The organism is Chryseobacterium sp. BIGb0232 (genome assembly GCF_024810195.1).
Lineage (GTDB): Bacteria > Bacteroidota > Bacteroidia > Flavobacteriales > Weeksellaceae > Chryseobacterium > Chryseobacterium pennae.
Map to the genome: position 1 here is coordinate 687,465 of NZ_JANUEH010000001.1, position 19,253 is coordinate 706,717.

General features: G+C 35.8%; 13 protein-coding genes and 1 pseudogene. 7 read left to right on the plus strand and 7 right to left on the minus strand.

Going from position 1 to position 19,253, the window contains the following annotated elements; translation table 11 throughout:
• Positions 1-329 precede the first annotated feature (329 nt).
• From M2372_RS02965 to M2372_RS02985, 5 genes and pseudogenes are all read left to right on the plus strand, one after another.
• Positions 330-2,477 (plus strand): TonB-dependent receptor, encoded by a 2,148-nt coding sequence (locus M2372_RS02965; protein WP_123318419.1) that lies wholly within the window; start codon positions 330-332, stop codon positions 2,475-2,477.
• 19 nt (positions 2,478-2,496) lie between these two features.
• Positions 2,497-3,141, plus strand: a complete 645-nt coding sequence (locus M2372_RS02970; RefSeq protein ID WP_123318418.1) for a M48 family metallopeptidase — start codon at positions 2,497-2,499, stop codon at positions 3,139-3,141.
• 92 nt (positions 3,142-3,233) lie between these two features.
• The gene (locus M2372_RS02975; protein ID WP_123318417.1) at positions 3,234-3,818 is read left to right on the plus strand and encodes a hypothetical protein; all 585 of its coding nucleotides are present in this window, start codon (positions 3,234-3,236) and stop codon (positions 3,816-3,818) included.
• Entirely contained in the window at positions 3,811-4,107 is a 297-nt protein-coding gene (locus tag M2372_RS02980) for a transcriptional regulator (protein ID WP_123318416.1), read from the plus strand. Before M2372_RS02975 ends, M2372_RS02980 begins: the two co-directional genes overlap by 8 nt.
• A gap of 72 nt (positions 4,108-4,179) precedes the next feature.
• Positions 4,180-4,287: pseudogene (locus M2372_RS02985) on the plus strand (transposase); the annotation flags it as partial.
• Positions 4,288-4,875: 588 nt separating this feature from the next.
• Here the strand turns inward: M2372_RS02985 and M2372_RS02990 are convergent.
• Complete coding sequence (locus M2372_RS02990) at positions 4,876-5,418, minus strand: DUF3575 domain-containing protein (protein WP_123318415.1); 543 nt, start codon at positions 5,416-5,418, stop codon at positions 4,876-4,878.
• Positions 5,419-5,507: 89 nt separating this feature from the next.
• Positions 5,508-6,401 carry an AraC family transcriptional regulator gene (locus M2372_RS02995; protein ID WP_228455638.1) on the minus strand — a complete coding sequence of 298 codons (894 nt, stop codon included), beginning with the start codon at positions 6,399-6,401 and terminating at the stop codon, positions 5,508-5,510.
• Positions 6,402-7,195: 794 nt separating this feature from the next.
• Between M2372_RS02995 and M2372_RS03000 the strand changes: the two genes are divergently transcribed.
• Complete coding sequence (locus tag M2372_RS03000; RefSeq protein ID WP_123318413.1) at positions 7,196-8,143, plus strand: beta-1,6-N-acetylglucosaminyltransferase; 948 nt, start codon at positions 7,196-7,198, stop codon at positions 8,141-8,143.
• A gap of 25 nt (positions 8,144-8,168) precedes the next feature.
• Here M2372_RS03000 and M2372_RS03005 read toward each other — a convergent pair whose 3' ends face one another.
• The 3 genes from M2372_RS03005 to M2372_RS03015 all read right to left on the minus strand — a co-directional run bounded on the left by M2372_RS03005 (position 8,169) and on the right by M2372_RS03015 (position 11,484).
• A complete protein-coding gene (locus tag M2372_RS03005) occupies positions 8,169-9,968 on the minus strand; it encodes a hypothetical protein (RefSeq protein WP_123318412.1) in 1,800 nt (599 codons plus the stop codon).
• Between the two features lie 138 nt (positions 9,969-10,106).
• Positions 10,107-10,805, minus strand: a complete 699-nt coding sequence (locus tag M2372_RS03010) for a DUF1826 domain-containing protein (RefSeq protein ID WP_123318411.1) — start codon at positions 10,803-10,805, stop codon at positions 10,107-10,109.
• A 94-nt stretch (positions 10,806-10,899) separates the two neighbouring features.
• Complete coding sequence (locus tag M2372_RS03015; protein ID WP_123318410.1) at positions 10,900-11,484, minus strand: YdeI family protein; 585 nt, start codon at positions 11,482-11,484, stop codon at positions 10,900-10,902.
• 242 nt (positions 11,485-11,726) lie between these two features.
• On the opposite strand from M2372_RS03015, the gene M2372_RS03020 reads away from it, so the two are divergent.
• Positions 11,727-12,536 carry a phospholipase D-like domain-containing protein gene (locus M2372_RS03020; RefSeq protein ID WP_185018697.1) on the plus strand — a complete coding sequence of 270 codons (810 nt, stop codon included), beginning with the start codon at positions 11,727-11,729 and terminating at the stop codon, positions 12,534-12,536.
• Positions 12,537-13,084: 548 nt separating this feature from the next.
• On the opposite strand, the gene M2372_RS03025 is transcribed toward M2372_RS03020, so the two are convergent.
• Both M2372_RS03025 and M2372_RS03030 read right to left on the minus strand, forming a co-directional pair.
• Positions 13,085-18,001 carry a PKD domain-containing protein gene (locus M2372_RS03025; RefSeq protein ID WP_228455637.1) on the minus strand — a complete coding sequence of 1,639 codons (4,917 nt, stop codon included), beginning with the start codon at positions 17,999-18,001 and terminating at the stop codon, positions 13,085-13,087.
• 393 nt (positions 18,002-18,394) lie between these two features.
• On the minus strand, positions 18,395-19,207 hold the full coding sequence (locus M2372_RS03030; RefSeq protein WP_148060717.1) for a tetratricopeptide repeat protein: 813 nt from the start codon (positions 19,205-19,207) through the stop codon (positions 18,395-18,397).
• Between the last annotated feature and the right edge of the window lie 46 nt (positions 19,208-19,253).

The window sequence follows — 19,253 nt, forward strand, 5'->3', positions numbered from 1 at the left end:
AAAATCTATTCTTCCTTTAGTTTTTTACAAGTTAATACATACCTTTTTCCATCAATTTTATATCCAACCGACGATCCGGCTGGATTTTTTTATTACCGAATATAAGAATCTGTTTATTTTTCAATTTGAATATATCTACATGTAAATCAACTATATATAATCACAGCCAGTAAAATAAAGTATTCTTAGCTTACATTTTATATACATGCAGAAATTAATCGTTTAAACACCCATTAAAACCAGCAATTCTTAACTCATCTTTATTTCTAATAACAATATAAGTACTTTTATATATAAAAGTACTTATATTTGAATAAGCTTTAATTGTTATGAATAACTTATTCCGTTTTTTTTCCACCTCTTTATGTTTAGTTTTATCCAATTGGGTATACACACAAACCTTAATAAAAGGGAAAGTAACTGATAAAAGTAGTATTCCGCTTACTGGTGTTAATGTTTTTATCAAAGGAACAATTGAAGGTACCTCAACCAACGATAAAGGAGAATTCAATATGACGACCAATCTTACTGGTGATACTATCATTATTTTCCGACATATTTCAATGCAAGAATTGCAATTGCCGATAGATATCCAAAGAGACTTAACTGAGCTTTCTGTTCAAATGGAAGTAAAAGCAACCGAACTTGAAGGAGTTGTCATAACGACAGGTAATTTCAGTGTGGGCGACAAAAACAAAGCGACGGTAATGAATACTATGGATGTGGAAACCACTGCCGGAGCAGATGGAGACATTACAGGTGCTTTACGTACCTTGCCCGGTACACAGCAAGTAGGTGAAAGTGGCCAATTGTTTGTACGGGGTGGTAGTGGTGACGAGACCAAGATTACAATTGACGGGTTGGATATTCCCAATCCATTCTTTTCGGGTATTCCCGATGTGGCACAGCGAAACCGTTTTTCACCACATCTTTTCAAGGGTATTGTGTTCAATACAGGCGGGTACTCTGCCCAATATGGTGGTGCATTATCTTCGGTACTAGCTTTGGAAACCAAAGACCATCCGTCAAAACCATCAACGGTTATTGCACTGATTCCCTATGGTGTGCAAGTAGGCCACGATTTTTTGAGTAAAAAACAAGACATGTCAGGTGATATTGATGTGGGATATTCCAACTTCGCCCCATACTATAAGGTAATTCCTCAAAAAACAGATTGGTTGAAAGCCCCTGAAAGCGGAACGATAACAGCCAACTTCCGTAAAAACACAAGTGGAAATGGTATGATAAAATGGTATGGCTACGGAAATTTGTTACAGCAGTCCATCAACTATCCCGATGTGGAACAGCAGGGCAAGCCATTTCCATATGAAGTAAAAAATGCCAGCTTTATATCTTTACTGACTTATACAAGAGATTTTTCTGATCAATGGAAAATGTATGCCGGTTATGGATTTAATTTCAATCGGGACGATATTGTTCAACAAAGTATTGCTACCAGAGCAAACTCATTTCAACATCAATTAAGAATGTCTCTCACCGGGAGGCTTAACAACTGGGCGAAGCTACATATTGGCATGGAAGGCTTTCATTTTAATACTTCTACTGACAGCTTACAAATAGAACAATTTTCAAAATTCAGAGACAACGAAATAGCCTTATGGATGGAAACTGATTTAAACATCAATCACAATTTCATCATCCGTCCGGGAATACGAACAGAACATAGCGAAGCTATAGGTACTTCTATTTTTTTACCACGTTTATCAATGGCTTATCGTATAAACCAACACAGTCAGATAAATCTTTCGGTAGGAAAATATGCGCAAAAACCCAACTATTTTTTCATCGCTGAAAATCCAGAGTTGACATATACTAAAGCTACCCATTACATCGCCAATTTTCAATATGGAAGTCAGAAGCGAATTTTCCGGGCAGAAGCTTATTATAAAGATTATCATAAATTGTTGACAACGGTACCGTACGCTGAAAACAAGGGCAACGGCTATGCAGGTGGCATAGATCTTTTTTGGAGAGACAGCAAATCGCTTAAAGGTTTTGATTATTGGGTTTCCTATACCTGGTTACAGACAGAAAGGAAATTTATGGATTATCCTGTCATGGCAAGACCAACCTTTGGATCTCCACATACGGCTCATTTTGTAGCGAAATATTTTTTTGAACAGATAGGTCTTTTCGCAGGAAGTTCGTATTCTGTTGCAGCTGGCCGTCCATATTACAACCCCAATAACCCGAATTTTTTGGGAGACAAAACACCCGTTTATCACAACCTCAATTTTAATATCGCTTTGTTGCGCAAGTGGGGGAACTCTTTTAATACGTTTGTGTTTGCGGTGAACAATCTTTTGGGAAACGAGCAGATTTTTAATTACCGGTACGCCACAGACGGCAGCTTTCGAGCACCGATAAGTCTACCATACAAACGCAGCTTTATGTTAGGCTGGTTTATTAGTATTGGTAAAGATCGGTCGGGAGAAATTTTAGAACAATTACCATAATTTATAAAAATGTAACAACATGATTAAAAAAACAATTTTTACAACAATTTTATTTTTTGGCTTAACCATGACATACAGCCAAAGTACCTATGACGGAATAATGACTGAACGCATTATCGAATTGGACTCCGCACAATCGCACAATACCCTACGACGTATTGCCAACGATTTTGAACGTATTGCCCTGGCAGACGAGACTAATTGGTTGGCACATTATTATACTGCTTATGCCTACCTACAGATGGCGTACACAGCACAGAGTGAGCAGGTTGATGGATATTGCAATCAGGCAGAAAATCACCTGAAAAATGCTGAGAAAATCCACCCGAAAAATTCAGAAATTTATGCACTGTATGCCTATCTTTACGGTGCAAAGGTAAACGTTGACCCTATGGCAAGAGGTGCCGAAATGGGTAAGAAAAGTGCCAGCTATATAAATCTTTCCATAAAAGCAAACCCTGAAAACCCACGCCCGTACCTACTGCGTGCCATGGGTATTTATTATACACCCAAAGCTTTTGGAGGCGGTCCCGAAAAAGCCATTCCTTATTTGGAAAAAGCACTGGAAAAATACAAAGTCTTTACGCCTGCATTCACCAATGCACCACAATGGGGAAAATCCCTTACAGAACAATTGTTGAGTACAAGTATTAAAAGTAAGTAGATGATTTTGTAAATTTGACAATTATTCTATCAAAACCAACGTAGTATCTTGATAAAGCAAAAAAAAAGGAAGCTATATATTCAAAAAAAACTATGGAAAAAAACATAAAGAACGAAGCAGAGGACAAAATAAATTTTATATATCAAGTAATCAATCAAATTAGTAATGCTGAGCGCAAAAGTGGTTTTCATTATATTGTTTGGGGTACTGCAATTGCTTTGGCAATGATGGTTCATTATTTACTTCTTGTTAGCTTAAAATCACATATAGCCACCTATTCCTGGATTGCTATTACGGCTATTGCAACGGTATTGTCTTTAATATATTTCTTAAATGAACGAAGAAATTTACAAACAGAAAGCAACGAGAAAAGGATCACTCAGACCATTTCCGTTGTATTCCATTTCTTTTTATTTTTACTACTTATCGTGATTCAGCAAACAGGAATACCTGCTGTGCCTATAATATTCATGGTATATGGAACCTGGCTGTTGATTACAGGAAGTATTATTAAGTTCCGCCCTTTTACCTGGGGTGGAATTTTAAATTGGGTAATGGCATTAAGTGCTATTTATATTCCACTACCTTATCAGCTTCTTTTGGGCACTCTGGTTTGCCTGCTAAGTTATGCACTACCAGGTTATTTACTGATCAGGAGAACTACTGCAAATGCTTAAAGAACTTGACCCATTGCTACATAATTCGCAATTGCGATTAGGCATCGTTTCCATTCTCATCACCGTGCAGGAAGCGGAGTTTGGATATTTGTGTGCACAAACCAAAGCAAGCGAAGGAAATTTGAGTATTCAGTTAAAGAAATTAAAAGAAGCGGGTTACATAGATATCATTAAAGGTTACAAAGGAAACTTCCCATTAACTACCTGTAAAATATCTGAATTAGGTGTGCAAAAATTTAAAGATTATATCAATGCTCTAAAAAGTTATATTGATTTTAAAGGGGATTGAGTTCATTAAAAAATGCTATGAATTCTGTTTTGAAGGATCAATGAAGAGGGAGGAAATTGTGGTAAAAAAACATATTCTTTCAAAAGCATTGACTCAGAAGTATTATTGAGGTGGTGCAAACTTCTGGATTATGATTTCTTTAGAATCTATTCCCAGCATCTTATTTTATATCCTCCGATGATACCCAGCCAATATTATATGATTTTTTAGGAAATTATTAAATGCAAAAGATACACCCAAATGAATGTATTTTTATTATTAAAAAATATTTTTGGGGAATAGTGAGTCTAAAACTACATCTCTACCTTAGTGAAGGTGTCGTACTCAGCTATTGCATCAAGCATTGACACCCTTACCTGAAATAGAGAAAATTTTATATTGTTATTTGTTAAGCAAAAAAATATCCGGAATAATTCCGGATATTTTCATGAGGACTCAAGGATTGATATTCCTTCCCGTAATACTTAATGCAGACCTGCAGCTATCTACTCTTACATTAGATAATTAAGCTATTGGATGGAGCCAGCCATACAATATTCACATCACATCCACAGAAAGTAGCGGATGTTCTTTAAGACATCCAAATAATCTAACAAAACAGTCATCACTACTTCGAATATTGCTAACAGTAGTACCCGATATTAAAATCGGGCATTTTTCTGCAAAATTTAGCTGATACATTTAAGTATATCATCTTTTTTATTGACAAACCGGTAAATCTCGTTCACCCTATTCTTCTGATCCTGTCATTGTTTTCCTATCAGATCATTATTTGAATCGATAGCCAATACTCAGTCCGAATTTTGTAACCACATTATGATCTGTTTTGCCTGCATTGAACAAAAGTTTTCCGTACCCTGCGTTGGCTTCAAAAACAAATCCTTTTTTTGTAACCAGCTTCCAGCCAAGACCAGCACCAAGCGCAACATCATAAACATCTTTATTTTCAGTGAATGCCAGATGGTCTGCTGAGTATATTTTTTTCCCATCAATGGAAGTAAACATTCCAAATCCTTCAACAAAAAAACCGGAAGCATATTTTTTTCCAAAATAATATCTGTAATATGGGGAGATATTGTAATTCATATCCTTTTCTTTTGTATGATCATAAACAATAAATGAAGAAATCCCCAGTGATGAATTTTTGTTTAAATGTCGTTCATAACCTACTTCAACGGCACCCGATAACGGAGAAATTAGATTCAGTTTAATTTCATTGTTTTTCTGATAAGGATCTACATCAGTTTCACTTTGAGCATAGACAGAATAAAAAGCAAACAAAATGATGAGTAGTGAAAAGTTTTTTTTCATAAAAATTTAATTTGAATTATTTAAATGCAAACTTCAAATAATTCAAATTACAACAGGTTTCAAAAGCTTAAAAATGTATAAAATGGTACTTATTTGCTGGTATTCTTATATTCATTTGGGGTCTGACCAGTCACTTTTTTAAAGGCTTTATAGAAAGTCGTTTTTGAAGTAAACCCAGCCTCCAGCCCCATGGTCAACAAAGTATAGTTTTCATATTCCGAATCTGATATCATCTGCTTGACGGCTTCCACCCGATATTGATTGATGTAATGAGCGAAGTTGTCCCCAGTTATTGTGTTGACAATTTGTGAAACATATCCTGCACTTATACCTAATTTTTCAGCTACTTTTTCTCTGTTTAATGTACTGTCGGTATAAATGTGCTGATCTTTGCAAAGAAGTTCCAGTTTTTGGAAATAAAGATTATCCGCCGTGATAGATTCCTTATATTCCTGTGGGATACTTGTGCTATTTTGTACAATTTGCAAATCAGTAGACGGAATAACTGAATCTTGATTTAAAAAATTGTGGACAGCATCCCTGTTTTTAGCAAGCTTATATTTGTAAATGCCTACATAAGCTGTCCAATGAATGATGAATGTTGCAAATAAAGCCAAGGCACTCATCGTAGAAGAAATGTCATAGTCAAAAAGTAAGCCGGCCAGAGCGGTAATAAGCCAGACTAATAGAACTGAAGATACCATTGTTAATAAGGCAAGTATCCATTTTTTTTCCTGCGAATCTTTTAAATGTCTTATCATGAAATAACAATAAACCGGCAGGAATGGGATAAAGGTAACGGCTAAAAAAAGTTGAATCAAACCAAGTATCTGGATGATAGTGTTGCCTGATTCAGAAAAAGTATAAATTCCCGCAACATGGTCAAGATCGTTTATAATGTTAAGGACAGCGGAATAAGCAAATGGAATAAAACACAGATAATTTCTTTGTTTGCTTTTTCCAGTATGATCAATCCTGTTCATAATAAACAGGAACATGAAAGCCGGTATCAGAAATACCCACTCTATGTTGTCCAGAATACGTAGAAGAGGATAGGATATTAATACCTTTTGTATATCAAAAACATGATTCAGTAATTTAATGGAAATTGTAAATAGTAAGTAAGCTAAATATTTATTTGAATTGCTGTTGAATAAGGAAGATTTTAAAATAACGAAACCTAAAACTATTCCCTGGAAGATAGCAATATTTAAAAGTGTTGTATAAATCAATTTTTTATAAAAGTTGTTTTAAAAATTTGTTTTTGAATACCATGACAATTCTTACAAAGATAAGCTTTATAAGAATCTTCCCATTCAATAATAAAACTTTCCAACTCTTTCAAATTAAAATGAACCAGTTTATTGCTCTTTTAAAATTTACTCTGAAAAGAATGGTGAAGATATTTATAAAAACAATGCAATTCTCCAATTGATTTGTCTATTCGACCCTAAAAATCCGTTTCTTTTTCTTTACTACGGAAGTCATCAATTGTTTGGGTAAATCAGATCATTGAGTCAGAGATGAGGCACTAAAAAAGTAAGTCAGACCACCTCATAATATTACCTGAGAAAGCTTTTTATGAAATATTAGATTGGTTTTTTAATTCTTATACAGCAACAATCAAAAAAAAACATTTTATAAATGCAATGCAAATGTACGATAAAATGACTGTCCAATAATTAATTTAATAAATTGATTATCAAAAACATATTCGTAAATTAGAGCTATAAACTGAATTGTTTGCCTGTGCGGATGATTTTTAAAATTTAATCCTATGCAAACATCATTTCCTATACCCCACCCCCATTCTCAACCTTCAGACCTCAAATCAGATCAACAGGTAAGAATTGCTTATTTTATAATGATACATCATAAACCTGATGTATTTAAAGAAATGTTTCAGAAGATTTACACGAAAGATCAGTTTTATCTTATTCATATTGACCGGAAAGCCAAAGTAGAATTAACCGAAGAAATACAATTATATCTAGTGCATTTTCCTAATGTCTATATTTTAGAAAGTATGAACATAGTATCCGGAGGGTTCAGTATGATCCAGGCTGAACTTAATGCAATGGAATATCTTTTGAATGCAAACCAGCATTGGGATTATTTTATCAATTTAAGTGGTGAAGATTATCCTCTCAAGTCACAAAATACCATACGTAATTTTCTTACGATCAATAATGGAAAAAACTATCTTTTTTATTATGATCAGAAATTTTACAGACCGGATACACTTCAAAGGATACAAAATCATTTTACAGAGCTCACCCATAAAATCTCATCATTAATTTATAAAAGAGAATTTATGAAAGGAGTTACACCTTATATCGGTGGGAAATGGTTTATTCTTACAAGAGAAACATGTGTCTTTCTGACCCATAATAAGAGGGTGATGGATTTTGAAGATTATTACCTTCATACTCTTTTACCAGCTGAATCATTTTTCCAGACTGTTCTTCTCAATACAGTTTTTAATGATATTATTGTGAATGATGATAAAAGAGCTGTTATTGAAAGTCCCTTTTTTAATAAGGAGCAATACGCTGATAATTTTATTGAAATTTTAAAATCTTCTAATCATCTTTTCATCAGACAAGTAAATGATAAAACAAATAAAAATATTCTAAAATATATAAATGACAATTATCTCCTTCCTCTACGGGAAGTTGACGAGATTGAAAGAGAACTCAGAAGAAATAACCGTCAAAATAATTGATAATACCACATAATTATACACCTCATCAGTTCCCAAAATTCACAAAATGGGGCACCTCTGTAGCAAAACTGTTCATTGGCAGAAGGTTGTTTCGGTTGCTGTTAAAATCAAAAACCGAATTATTATCAAAAGGAACACGCGGATAATAGGTGAAAGAAATCTGAATCCTGTTGAATACCAAAAACGGATTATTAATTAAAACTCCCACTCCTATTTTGGTGTTCGCCTTGGTTTTCAGGAGTTTATCATCAGGCATACCCAGCCACCCTACTGCCATTGTCAAATAGGGACTGAAATGAAAATTCTTCCATGTTTTGTTGATAAACATTTGAAGCTGATACCTTAAAACCATTTTTTTAGTTCCGATATAATCTGAATTGTAAACAGGAAACTCATCGGATGAAGAAAGGGTAATCCTGTCTTTGTAAGAATAATTATGCTGTGGATTTCCTAATGCGACAGTTGGTGAAAAGAAATGCCTTACTTTAGCAAACTTCCAATCCATAAGGTTCGTAAAATAAGTTCCATCCACCCGGAAGGACTCGCGGTTTTGACTGTCTTCATTAAAAAATCTTCCAAACTGGGCTTTAAGAGTAAAATATCCCAATTTTGTAAAGCTTCCATAAGATGCTGAAATTCCTACGTAAGGATTCATTTCTTTGTTTCTTGACAAGCCACCTGCAATTACACTTACAGAGTTTCCATAAGCGATATCCTCCGGCAGATCATACTGGAAAATATTCTTCTGAACGGAGAATCTTCTGTTGATAAGCCCCACAGACATCAGAAAGCTGTTGTAAGAGCTGAAATATTTATACTGATCAATCCCGGGACTATCTTTATACTGGTAATTCTGAAAGCGTCCTATAACAGCAATATTACTGGCAACTTTTTCGCTGGCATCAGATGAAACCGGTATCTGATAACCTCCCCATACATCCTGACTATAGACTTTGATCTGAACTTCCGGATATGCAGTATCTGTTCCTATCGGAAGCAAAACATTCCTCATAAAATACTCAAATGTAAAACCACCTGCCCATTTCGTTAAAGGGGAAAAGAAATCTCTTCTGACATTGAAATTGATTCTTTCATTTCTAAAAAAATCCCGCTCTCCCAGAATTTGAGCATTGATATAAGAACCCAAAAGATTATAAGCTGTATAGCTTCCTAAAACATAATCCTGCTTTTCTTTGGAATCATTTCTGTAAAGGAAATCAAAGGTATGCCCTAAGCCCAATACATTTTCTTCGGTTACTCCCAAACCAATCTTACTCCCCGAATAACTGACTCTTGGCTTTAAACTCCAGGAATCAAGTACTTTGACAACAACATCAATAGAATCTTTACCGGAAGTATCATCGGAAACGCTGATATTTACCCTATTGATAAAAGGCATTGTCCTCAACAAACGTTCGGATTCATAAAGTTTCTGGGCATTATATTCTTCTCCTTCCTTAAAAAGTAAATAGTTATTAACAGTAGAAATTCTTGTCGTGGAATGAAGATGATCTGCCAGCCAATCATACCATTTCAGTTTTTCCTTCTCATCCTGGGAACCATATCCAAAAGGGTCAATGGTTTCTACTCTGATATTTCTGATATACCTTTTATTATAAGCCTCCTGGGGAAGTTTTTCAATTCTGGATTTCACAGAGGTAGAATCTGCCTCCCTACGGAATATGAAACGATGAAGAAATTTAGTGACTTTTCTTTTATCTGAAAACTCTTCTATTTTATAATAAAGCGAATCTTTTTTCTCCTGTGCATTTAAAAAGAAAAAACCACTTAAAAAGAAAATTAAAGTTACAATCGATCTAGTCATTAGTCATCAAATTCAATACAGTTTGTAGCGTTAATTTACAGGTCAACAGACCGTAAATACGGGATAATATCTTTAAAGGTACTACTTTTTAAACGAAAAGTCAAACTATAATCTACAGTAATAAATGATCAAAATAATTTAGCAAATCAAAAGCAGGCGATATTCACCCTCATTTTCAACAGGAGCTCTATGTACACAGGGTAAAACTTTTTGTTTCGGATGATCTACTGCCAATCGCCAAAGATGTCCCAATCCCAGATTGGTAGGCTCTGCATTGCGTTTAGCCTGATAATGCAGATCGAAGAAACAGTCTTTCAGAAAGTCTTCAAACCCCTCCTCAGGACCATCATGTAATTCCTTAAGCTTTTTCCGTATCTCAGGATCCTGTATTTTTTGTATGGCCTGTTCATTGGGTAAAACATCACTTGCAGCACCATAATAAGTGCATAAAAAAGTATCTGTTCCAATGGGTGAACGATCTACATGATATGAATATACATCCGTTGATATAAAATCAAATTCTTCGTCCCGCTCATAATTTTTAAGCAAATTAAGAGAAGGTAAAGCCCCGAAATCAGTTAATAACTGTAAATCATTAAGGATAATTTCCCTGGCAACATTTCCCTTTTCTGAAAGCTGTAACGTCAAAAGATCTTCGGCAGAAACCTCTGTAATATTCTCTTTTAACTGAAGCTTAGAAACAATTTCTTTAAAATCTCCGCCTAAATTTCTGTACCAGCACATGGCATTGACAGTTCCCTGAAAATCGGTATTGACTAGTTCGGAGAAAGTAGAAACTATTCCTATTTGATTGTTTTCAGAAAATGGATCGTTCATATTTTGGGATAAACAGTTTTGCAGTTTATGCTTTGCAAAAATAAGGAATAGCTTTTATTATGAATCCTGTTCCCCATAAACTCTTAAAAACACTTTATAAAAAATGTTTCGGTTTTTTTCCCTGTGCCGCATTTTCTACGATCTCATCAATACGTTTCTTCCGGGTTTCCGGCCGCTTGGCAAGAACAATCCACTGAAGCATCATCTTTTTCATAGATTTACTTAAACTTTGGAAATATTCTTCAGAACCTGTGTAGTTTTTAAAAGCTTTACTTAAGTCTTCCGGCACCATCAGATCTTCCACTGTATCAAGGATTGTCCAGGAGTTATTTTCCTTTGCAATTCTTATACTCTCATAGCCAGCTTCCGTCATCAGCTGATCATCAATTAACTTCTGTACTTTTTCTTTATTAATTCTGGACCATGTACTATTCTTTTTCCGTTTGCTGAACAGTTGTTTGAATGACCCTTCATCAATGGTTTTTCTCGTACTGTCTATCCAACCGAAGCAAAGTGCCTCTTCCACCAGTTCACTCCAACCCACGACAGGTAATCCTGACTTCCTGGTATTGCAAATAACCCAGACTGATGGCCGGGACTGATGAAATTCGGCCAGCCACTGTCGCCAATCTTCTCTTGTACTGATATGGATATCCTGTCTTTTGTCGGGTTCCTTCATCCTTATTTTTTTGAAATTAAAACTGTATTGTTATACACGAAAATACGCAATATCTGGCAGTTAAACCTATTGATTAAAGTCTGACATTAAAGGATGATATCATTTTACGCTTTTCCGTAAAACAGAGAATAAAAAGAAACGTAAATTTGGTGCCTGAAGTTCAAACTTTGACTTCGCTTCCAGTAGTTCCGAAAGTAGCAGATCCGGAAACATGATAATTTCAAGACCAAATAAGAATAAAGGTGTATTATAAGGAAAAGAAAAAATATTATTTTAAAATTGATACAGAAAACAGTGAAGGTGTTGAAGTCTTTGTCGGACAAAATGCAGGCACTCAATTAAATAATGACATTCTGAATGCAAAGGCGGAAGTATTGATCATTTCTCCTTATATAGACGAGGTAAAGCTGGATGATCTTATTATGCTGAAGAACAGGAATATTAATGTGAGATTAGCATTCAGTGATCTGAGACCTGAACAATCCGGAAACATATTGCGAAAACTTATCCATCAGAACCGGGTGACAGATGTAAAGAAAAAAGAAAAAAGGGAAAGTCTAAAAAATTTATTCTTCCTTTCTTCTATTGTATTGTTTTGCCTGGGAATCTTTGCCCTCATCTATTTCGGGATCCATCTTGTTGATGACCTTACCAATTCGAATAATTTCGTTGCGCTTTTGGTTGCGGTTGCTTCCCTGTATGGATTTTTCAGATGCTGGGAAAAGAAAACTGAAGTGGAAAAAATGGAGATCTATACCTATCATTATTCTGAAAATCTGAATTTCAAATACATTCGAAATAATCGTTATGACAATAAGTTTCTGCATTCAAAGATTTATGTGATTGATAGAAAAGTGGCTTATCTCGGATCATTGAATTATACTAAGAGCGGATTTACTTCTAATTTTGAATCCCGGATCAGAATTACACAACGCGAAAAGGTAAATGAGCTTGTTCGCTTTGTTCATGATATTTTTGAAGATAATGTGAACCTGAAAAAACATGAGCTTTTCTATCTTGGAAAAAAAGTATACAGTGAAGATATGTATTAATATTCATCCATAAAAAACAGTGGTATTGATGAATACCACTGTAATACTAAAGACCTGTACAAACCGTATTACCGGCATATTTTTATCAATTATTTCCAATAATTCCAGACTGATCCATCAAATATGGCTAATGATTTGCTGGTAAAACCATAGCAGCTCATTCCCGGATATAGCCTTTTAACGTTCGTATGAGGAGTCGTTATCTGGGGAAGAATCATCGCTTTACCAAGGGATTCCAGAATCAATTGCTACCTGGGCAAATGAAACATTAAAGTCAATAATCAATTAAATTAATCATTGGAGCTTCTTTGTATACAATTTTACATTTCTGTCATTCTGACGAAGGAAGAATCTAAACTATATATGAAATTTTTCCTTCGTCGGAAGGACAAAACAAATGCTTTATCCAAAATTGTATAGAGCTACCATCATTAAAACCAGTAATCATCATTTATTTTAAACGGTATTATAGATTTAATTCAGTGATCACATGGCATAAAAAAACAGTGCCCTCCGAGGAGAGCACTGCTTATTGAATGAAGTATGGATTAATTTTTAATCAATTTGCCTTGCAGCGAGGTTTCTCCCGCTTGTACAATGACAATATAAGTACTTTGCAACCAGTGTGAGATGTCTACATTGATCTCTCCTGAAGCTGCTTTAAGTTCTTTCTGGAATTTAATATTACCCATAGTATCAAAAACCTTGATCTGTGTTGCCAATAATTTCTCATTGCCTGTATTATAGGAAACTTTCACTATTTCCTTCGCAGGATTCGGTGCCAGCTTCAGAGAAGAAGCCGTAGTAAGGCTCAGGCCTTTTCCTGTTTTGTCTGAAATAGATTTACCTATAACATGTGGCTCAGCAACAAACTTACAATCGTCTTGTCCTAAGAATAAAATTGCATCATTTCCTCCAGGATAACTAGCATTTGGATAGAACATCAATGGATTGGCATTCATATCATATGTTCCTCCTGCCGGAATCGTAATCATAGATGGGAAATAAGTTCCATATCCATAAAGACTTGAAACGTTAAGCATCACCGGAAGGCTTCCGCTGTTGTATATAGTTCCATGAACATTATAATGATCTCCTGCCCATTTGAAAGATTCGATTTTGACATCAAAGTTACATTGTGTTTCTATACCACAATCTTTCCCTGGATAATAATTCATTGCTCCTGAATAATATCTGCAATACATTCCGCCTGCAGTCTGATCAATTCTCAGTCTGTAAGTTCCCGGAGTATCCCCAAAGCTAAATGAATCAATGAAGGTATTGCTTCCGCTTTGCAGATTAACTCCAAATCTCTCCCATTGATGATAGTCAAAGGTTCCTTTTGGCCCAAGAATACGACGATATTTATCTCTACAGTAACTGTAACAACCTGTAGGGAATACCCACATCAGACTTTCGATACTCATTGGTACATCTATCTGAGCATATACTTTACAGCCACTTGGTGCAGTGTAGAATACTCTATACATTCCGCCTTCATCTACTGTAATGGTTTGTCCACTCATTCCATTACTCCAGTTGTATTCTCCATTTGCAGGTCCGGATACTGTAAGTTGAATTTTGTAAGGCTGGCAACCAACCTGAGTATATGTTACTGTAGGAACTGCCGGTGGATTGCTCACTGTAACAACAAAATCTTTATATCCTGAACAATCTGTAGTTCCTGGTACACGAGCTTCCAGAGTGAAGGTATAAGTACCTGCCGATAATCCGCTTACAGTATAGGCAACTGGCTGAGCAGTAAGCCATCCTGCAGATAAAGGAACTCCATTTCTCTTCCATCTGTACTCCAGAGTATTGTCTGTTAAAATACCTTTAAGTACTCCATAGCTATTCTGACAGATGTTTGCTTGTCCTGATATATTTACATACGGCGGCTTTTTAAATGCAACACCTACCGCTTTAACACTCATTACATTAGTAGTACAACCGTCTGCTGAAATCAATACCGGCCAGTAACTTCCTGATTGTGTCGGTATAAAGTTCATTGAGTTAGGAGCTCCCGGCACCTGAACATTTCCATTCATCCAGATATAACCTGAAGGTACCGTACCTGAAGGTACAAATGAAATAAGCGGTGAGCTTCCTTCACATGCAACGGCATTGGGAGGGGTAAGATTTCCATCTAAATTAGCTGCATAAACCGTAATATTACGTACAATAGAATTATACTCACAACCCTGCGGAGTCTTAATCATTAAGCTTACACTCTTAGGTCCGGCAGTATTGAATGTTACATTCATATTCTGTTGTGAAGTCACAAAAGCTGTTCCGTCAAAAGACCATGTATAGATATTTCCAGGAGTGTATGAACTAGGTGAAAGAGTAATCACCTCTCCTTTACATGCTTTAAATGGAAGTAAGAAATTCGTACTTGGAACAGGTGCCAACGTGATCGTTTTCGTGATCGTACATGCCGGCAATGACGGCTGTGATGGGATAGACATCTTCATGGTAAAGGTATAAGTACCCGGCGCCAAATTATTATAAGTAGCTGTCTGGCCCACCTGATCTGGCTGTCCTGCCATACTGAATCTATATTCTATAGAACTAGCAGGATTAACTTCAAATATTGTAGATGAATTATATAAAGTAACATTATATCCGTTCCCACTACAAACCTGACCAATATTGAATTTAGGCTCATATAGTTTTCGAACTTCAAAACTTGTTGAATACCAACATGAACCATATCTTAAACGTACACTTACAATGTGTGCACCGGCAAGATTAGTTTGGAAAGTAGCCGTAGGCTGTCCCTGAGGGCTTACCAGCGTCAGCACGTTATTAGTCACCCACTGGATTTCATCCGGAGCAACACTTACATTTAAATTATTTACAGTAATTGTATTACAACCAGTCCATTTTGGAGTAAAACTCACCATAGGAGGCGTTGTACAGTTACTAGCTGTTGGACAAGAATTGATTACTTTGATCTCCTGTGAATATACATAACACTCATTAACATCCTTAGCTCTTACCTGATAGGTTCCTGCAAGACCTGTTCCTGATAAAGTATATGCATTGGTATTAAATCCTGGTAATGCAACACCATTTTTAAACCATTGCCACTCTACAATATTCGTAAGACCTGTAGAGCTGTTAGCTGTAAGGGTATAAGGCTGTAAAGGAAAGTCATCACAAACCATAAGATTATATACCGGAGAAACTGTAATAATTGTTTCAGGAAGAATGATAAAGCTCGCACTTGCTGTTGGCTTATATGCACATCCATTGGTTCCGCTATAAGTTACCGTTACGATCTGATTAACATTTCCACCTGTAGCATTCTGAATGTACCCATTATTTGGGAAATCATATACTCCAGACGGATTGAATGTTGTGGTATAGGTATCTCCATTGGCAAAAGTAAATGTTACATTTGTTGCTGAAGTAATCACTCCCTGATTAACAGTAAAATGAAGATTCGAACCTAAGCACACTTTTCCAACGTTCGTAAAGTTGACTACCGGAAGAGCTAGTTTACTTATAGGCATTATTATTATCTTTTTCTGCCCACATACAACAACTTCCAGTTTCAGGTTAGTTGAATATACACTACCAGCAACCTCGTTGATGTTTACAGTGATCGAAGAAGTCCCCTGCCCGGATATAACACTTCCGAAATTAGGAGTATCAAAACTCCATTCCATAGAATCAGGAACAATACCACCTAAATTAGCTGAAAAATTTTGTGTACTGCTTGGGCAGAAAGGTCCTGAATTCTGATAAATATAAACCTTATCAATATTCATCGGTTTTATCGCCAATGAAAGTGGTTTAGACAGACAAGCTGCAGTGCCTTCCGTCCTGTAAGCAACCGATACTGAGTATGAAGATGCTCCAGGATTAAAAATAACAGTAGCACTGTTACCGGCATTACTTCCCTGAATGGTACCATTTGTAACACTCCATACCGGAATAACCCCAGGTTGCACTGGTGATGAAAGTGAATATACGTAAGGCTTATTTGGGCATACTACAATATCCCCCGTAATAGGCCCTCTTGGGGGTCTTGGAATACTTACCACCCTAATCAATATTGGATTACTTTCACATCCACCTCTGATTGCTGTAATCACATAATTTCCTGGTGTTAAAAAAGGATAATCAAGAGGAGCAGTAGTGGGTTGTGGCGACGTATGTACTGTGTCACCATTTAAAGTAACATTCCAGATAACAGGAACATTAGGTGAAGCCGTAAATGTCTGTGGTGTTCCCACACAGATTTCCTCTTTCCCTCCTGATATTGTTACAGGAGCTTCTACAACAATCGTTTTTTGTGCAGTACCCCCACATAGCAATAAAGTATTTGTATATGAAGCCGTAAGTGTATAAGTACCCGGCACACTTCCAGTGAAAAGAACTTCATTTCTTTGCTGGTTATACGTCAGCTGACCTGGTCCAGGTCCTGTTACATCCCAATCAATATGGGTAGTAGGCCACTGCGGAAGTGAATAGGTGTATTGCTTTCCTGAGCATACTATTGATTCTCCTTTAATTCTTGCTGTTTTTAAAATCACAGGAATCTTAACAGTAGTCCATACCGGGCAGCCACATTCAGATCTATACATCACATAGCCAAAACCGTCTTCAGGATCTACACTGTCCCATTTTACTTCGATTTCGTTTTCTGAGATATTCTGCCAAGATCCTCCAATCACTTTCCATTCTCCTTTGCAGCCATTCTTCACGCTGTACCTTTCAGCACTACCTTCACACACCACTGAAGCACAGCTGATCTGTACTGGTGGGGCTTCTGCTATTTCTAATTTTTGATAGGTCGTTTCTGAGCATCCACATTTGTTGGTTACCGTTAAAGAAACAGTAACTCCTCCACCCTGAGTATAGGTATGAGAAGGTTCAAAAGCTGTAGATGTTGTTCCGTCCCCAAAATCCCAGAAATAATTAACAATATCAGTACCGCCATTTGCATGGGATAAATTGTCAAAATGAACCTCAGTATTTTTACATACGATGTCTTTCAGGTTAACGAGAGTGAATTCTGCAGTAGGCTTATTTATTTTCTCAATGCAGATGTTTTGGGTTTCAGTAGTTCCATTCGTAAATGTAATAGTTGCCTGTAAAGAACCTGACCCCGCATTTCCCCATAAAATTTCAGCTTCAATATTGGCTCCTCCTGAAGTAGTTTGTAACACTCCTCCAGTAGGTATCCATGCTACAAAACTGATGTTTGAGCCATGAGCTGTATATTTCACTTTACTGCCTTCACAGACCCGGACACATGCGCCGGAATCAATGTCAGAAGCTCCGACGAGATTTTCTCCGGATCCTTTTTCGCCCCGGACGATTTGGCATCCCACCTGGGAATCCCAGGTAATATGACTTAATGATTGTGCTTGTAGCCCCCAAGGCACCAGGAGCCAACATAGCAGGAGCCATCTGAAGATGTGCTGCCTACTAAAGTAAGTAGTGTTTTTCATGGTTAATAAAAATGTATTAATTTTCATTTGGAAATTAATGAAAATTTTAACACTAAAATCATTTATTAGTGAAAAATATTACATTTACACACGCTAAAAATCAATAATATTCCGGAATTACTGATCAAAACTTAATTCATGACCGATAATTATTTAGAGAAAAATTAATTTATTTTCATTTTAAAAGCATTAAAAATGAATTTTTCACTGATTTTATTAATATTTAAAAGTAAAAAATTAACCAAAAACCAATATCAATATGTATTAATTACATCAATAAAGAAAAAAACCATAAAATAAAACACATATTTTAAACACACTTAAACTAATGACAACGGTGTAAAACCGCATATAGTTACCTTATTTTTATAATTCAGCAGGAACTGTTTCAATTCATTTAAAATATTTCTCTGAATACGCATACGTAAACCGGAAGACCTGATACGGAAATGACTCATATAACGAATTTCCTTCATTGAACGAGTTTCCTTTTTCAAAATTCTCCTTTGACTCCTGAAACAAAACTTTAGCTTCCTCATTCTTATTCATTTTGAGCAATGACATTGCTTTATAATACTTTGCATCTGCAAAATCTTTATAATATTTCATCGAAACATCAAAATATGCTGCTGCCTTCGAATAGTTATCAGTTTCATATTCTATCACCCCCAGATAAAACATTTCATATGGATTTACAAAATCACGTTTTCTTCCAAAGGCAACTGCTTTTTCCATATACTGTCTGGAAAGATCAAACCTGTTCATCTGCAGATAGCACAGGGCCATCCAAAAACTATAAGGATGATCCATCACTGTTCCGGATTCATATTTCTTCGTTAATTCTTCAAATTCAGACAAAGCACCGGTATAATTTTTTTGAAATAAACATTTTATAAATGCCCGGTATTCTTTATAATGATCAGTTGTATCCAATTCAACAGCTTTATTCAGATACTCCATGCCCAGTTCATACTTTCTCTGCTTGAATAAAGGCATTGCCTTCTGCTGCCAAAAGAAAGCTTCTTTCGGTACAATAGTAATGATTGAATCCAGATAGAGCTGATGCTGGACAGAAAAAACAGAAACCTTCGCGTCTTCTTTCAGCAAATTCATAAAAATCTTCTTCTGGACATCATTCAGATCTTTAGTCATGGTTCTGCTCTGCGAAAATATGATTATAGGGAATAAAAGAAATACTATTTTCATCGGTAATGAGTCTTTGATAATAATGTCTGTTCTCAAATATACACAA

Bases quoted from the DNA above. Each gene is read 5' to 3' on its own strand.
- M2372_RS02965 (WP_123318419.1), top strand. From the start codon at position 330: ATGAATAACTTATTCCGTTTTTTTTCCACCTCTTTATGTTTAGTTTTA.
- M2372_RS02970 (WP_123318418.1), top strand. From the start codon at position 2,497: ATGATTAAAAAAACAATTTTTACAACAATTTTATTTTTTGGCTTAACC.
- M2372_RS02975 (WP_123318417.1), top strand. From the start codon at position 3,234: ATGGAAAAAAACATAAAGAACGAAGCAGAGGACAAAATAAATTTTATA.
- M2372_RS02980 (WP_123318416.1), top strand. From the start codon at position 3,811: ATGCTTAAAGAACTTGACCCATTGCTACATAATTCGCAATTGCGATTA.
- M2372_RS02990 (WP_123318415.1), bottom strand. From the start codon at position 5,418: ATGAAAAAAAACTTTTCACTACTCATCATTTTGTTTGCTTTTTATTCT.
- M2372_RS02995 (WP_228455638.1), bottom strand. From the start codon at position 6,401: ATGAACAGGATTGATCATACTGGAAAAAGCAAACAAAGAAATTATCTG.
- M2372_RS03000 (WP_123318413.1), top strand. From the start codon at position 7,196: ATGCAAACATCATTTCCTATACCCCACCCCCATTCTCAACCTTCAGAC.
- M2372_RS03005 (WP_123318412.1), bottom strand. From the start codon at position 9,968: ATGACTAGATCGATTGTAACTTTAATTTTCTTTTTAAGTGGTTTTTTC.
- M2372_RS03010 (WP_123318411.1), bottom strand. From the start codon at position 10,805: ATGAACGATCCATTTTCTGAAAACAATCAAATAGGAATAGTTTCTACT.
- M2372_RS03015 (WP_123318410.1), bottom strand. From the start codon at position 11,484: ATGAAGGAACCCGACAAAAGACAGGATATCCATATCAGTACAAGAGAA.
- M2372_RS03025 (WP_228455637.1), bottom strand. From the start codon at position 18,001: ATGAAAAACACTACTTACTTTAGTAGGCAGCACATCTTCAGATGGCTC.
- M2372_RS03030 (WP_148060717.1), bottom strand. From the start codon at position 19,207: ATGAAAATAGTATTTCTTTTATTCCCTATAATCATATTTTCGCAGAGC.